Consider the following 3,631-nt stretch of genomic DNA (forward strand, 5'->3'; position numbering starts at 1 on the left):
TTACGAATGCCGATGGTTTCATCATGTTCACGAGTGCTGCTTTCAGCGACGATGTCTTGCGCTTGAATATCAAGCACGGTTCGTGCTTTTACTTCTCCTTCGCGATTATCAAAGGTGCCACTATTTTGACTATGGATCATTCCCGCGCTCATTGTGCCACGATTGCGCACGCTGGCATTATCAATATCAATAAGCTGGCGAGCATGGAAGATGGCGTCGTTTTCTATTTTGCCTGTTTTGCTATGGTCAATGATGCGGTTGGCGCTGATATAGGTATAACGTCCATCAATATCGCCTTTTTGCGCGCGCAGATAGACTTTAGGGACGCTAACGCTTTGTTTGCTACCATCGGCTAGGGTGATCTCTTGATTAACAAACCAGACGATATCTGTCGTCAGTTTTGTCATTTGTTCAGCGGTTAACGCACTGCCCGGTGTCAGTTGGAATTTTTGCGCAAATTGAGCATCATTATTAATGAGAGCTTTATAGGTTTCTAAGGCGTTATCTCCACTAAAAGCTTGTCTTCCACTCAGAGCAGCGATTTGCGCTTGGATAAGGTGCATTTCTGTATAGGTATCTCCTAAGCGTTTATGCAGACTTTGTTTTAGATTTGGATTGTCATTAAATGCGGCAGGGACGTAAGGCGCGCTTAAGGCAACTTTTTGCATATCAATGCCGAAGGTGACGGGATGTTGATAGGCAGCATCAGGATTGACGGCTTGTTTAAAATGGGTATCAAAGCTGTCTATTTGCGCTTGATGTTGTTGCTTCATATCAAGATCAATCGCATTAATGCGTTCTGCCGTTGTCTTGGCATCTGCCATGTGAGCAATATTCTTGCTAGGCTGTGCCATTGCGGTTTGTACTTTTGCGGCAGTGGTATTGAGCGTGTTTTTTTCTTTTTCTCTTTGTTCGCTTTTGGGTGTTATGCCTGGCGTGAAGTCTGCAACAACTCCTCCAACGTAATCAGGATCAATCCGCACTAACACAAAAGGATCATTAGGGTCTACTTTATAAAGACTATTTTTGGGCAGATTCAATGAGATAGTATCTAGTGTTTTAATTTGTGCATTTACACTCTCTGTGCTGGAATTAACAGAGACACTATTAATCGCAGCTCGCTGACCACTAGGATTAATGACGGTATGTATTTTAGTTTCAGTAAGTGGAATGGTGGCATTACTCTCTAGTTTTTTATCGTTGTAAGGTTGATTATATCTCCATTTGTTGTGATGTTTAAGACGATGATATACAACATATTTATCATCAAAAAATCCATCTTTAATAATTTCCCGATTTCCCTTAAGGTCAATATTTTGCACATTTGATAATTCATTAAATGTACCACCAACAAGAATTTTACTTTTGTCATTTGTGATGAGATGACTGTTTGTGGTTAAGTTTCCGCCCACAGAAATCATTCCTGGCTGACTTTCTACCGCTCTATCTTCTAAGATAGTTTCTTTGTATTTGTACCTAACAAAGTCCTCAATACCTTTGCCACCATCAATTATAAGCTCTTGATCGCCACCTTTTTGCACATAGATGTTATGTTCATCGCTATCATAGATTTCACCGTAAGGAACTCGTCCATGCTGATGTATTCTTTGATAAGTGGTTTTTTGTTTTTCACTGATTTTTTTGAGTTCTTTACGGATATGAACATTTTGATTCAGAATCTGGTTAGCAGAAAGCGACATATTTCCACCCGATTCTATCGTTGAACCCAGATTATAGATTTGCGAAGCGCGTCCCCATTTGCCGCCAATATGAAGGTTGCCATCGCTTTTAATTAATGCACCAATGGCATTATTGCCTAAATAAGGCGCGGTATTATGAATATTCTCTGCCTGAATGTTGACGGAGCGTCTGCCCGCAATCACATGCGCAGCATAGGTTGTCGCGCTATTATTCAAAGTATGGGTATTAATCTGAATATCATCTCCATAAATACGACCGCTACTATGATTATGGATAGTAGAGTCAATAGCCAGCTTTGTCGTCCCACTGCTATTAATCAAGCCACTGTTATTAAGAGAGGACGCATTGAGATTAACGTGATTTTCAGAGAGAATTTTTCCATCGTTATCAATGTGATGTGCATCAATTCGTGTTTCTTGCACCCCACCAATGGTGGTACTATTGTTTAATGTTCCATTGATATTGAGGTAAAGCCGATTTCCGGCAGAAAGATTGCCGCTAACATACCAACTATTGGGTCTAAAAATATCTAAATTATGTTGCGCACTAATCATGCCACTATTGGTAAATTGTGGCGTACTAATATTGATGTCGTAGGCAAAGATATTCCCCGTATTGGTCAGCGGATTTTTACTAAAGCTGAGCTGTTTTGCGCCACTGAGCGCACCGTCATTACGGATTGACAGCGCATCTGTATAGTCATTATGAGCAAATACGCTACCGTAATTTTCTAGGGCAGGGATATTCAACGATAAAGTTTTAGCGGCGATTTTTCCATCATTACGTAAGGTCGTTTTGCTGCTGATATTGGCTTGATCGGCAGTTTGAATATTTCCGTTTTTCTGATTGATAAAGGTGTGTGCTTGTAAATCAAGTTGCTCAGATTTTAAAGCGCCATTATTTTCTAATCTGTCTGGCTGCTGAATCGTAAGTTTTCCTAAGGTGCCAATGGTGCCGTCATTTTGAAAAGTGGCTAAATTCTCAAATTTTAAATCCTGTTCAGATAATAAGCTGCCTGCATTTTGCAAAGTTTGAATTTCTAATTTAGCCTCTTTTGCTTGCAGTTGACTGCCTGCTTCTGTTTTTAAGGTATTGCCAGTTAAGTGTAAATTTTGTAGATGTATATTGCCTTCAATAGCATTAAGCAGATTGCCGTTCACCGTTAAATTAACAGACTGATTACTCACTATAGCCGCTTTATGCCCTGATTCCCCTTGATTTTTGAGGCGACCACTCACATGGATATGGCTAGATTCATTTGTTGGCTGCGTCGTTGCAGATGGTTGTGTAGCAGAGGCTGAAGAAGAGGGTTGATTGGCAGAAAGTTGCGCAGCTTGGTTAGGTAAAGAAACTGAGCTTTGCCCAAGTACAGCGTGACGATTTTCCACTTCCTGTGCATGAATATTTAGGGTGTCTTCTCCGGTATGGAAAATTGCGCCATGGTTATTGAGAGAGCCAAGTTCCCAAGCAAATTTTGCCGCATTAATTTCAGCACCAGAGGCATTGTTGAGCGTACCAATTTGCCAATTTTGCTTGCCACTCGTCGCCATTAGTCCCGAGTTGTTTAATGTGTTGGTGTGAATAGATTGATTACCTGCGCTTAAAATTTTCCCAGCATTTTCGAGCGTATCACTCTGATAATTAAATTCCCCTGCTGTTTTTAAGGTAGCGTGACGGCTGTTTGTAAATTTTTTGAATGCAAAGTTATAGTGCAATCATCTAAAACCCAACCCAATCCAAAGCAGATAAAAGAATAAAGTATCAATACAATCCATCCGCCATTCTTTGCGGATTTGCTTAATCCAAGCCCACATCTTTTCAATAGGATTTAAGTCTGGACTATAAGGGGGTAACCAAACTATCTCATGCCCATGCTCTTCAATGATTGCTTGAATATCACTGCGTTTATGAAAAGCGGCATTGTCCATTG

Annotated in this window: 2 protein-coding genes; both read right to left on the bottom strand. The window is 40.5% G+C overall.

Annotation, left to right across the window (positions count from 1 at the left end; translation table 11 throughout):
- On the bottom strand, window positions 1-3,416 hold a 3,416-nt coding region (locus tag A5N85_RS11315), incomplete at its 3' end, for an AsmA family protein (protein ID WP_143143266.1).
- Window positions 3,417-3,631 (bottom strand): transposase (locus A5N85_RS11320; protein WP_143143130.1); only part of this gene is annotated, 215 nt, incomplete at its 5' end.

The sequence above is a fragment of the Suttonella ornithocola genome, assembly GCF_001889065.1.
Taxonomy (GTDB): Bacteria; Pseudomonadota; Gammaproteobacteria; order Cardiobacteriales; family Cardiobacteriaceae; genus Suttonella_A; species Suttonella_A ornithocola.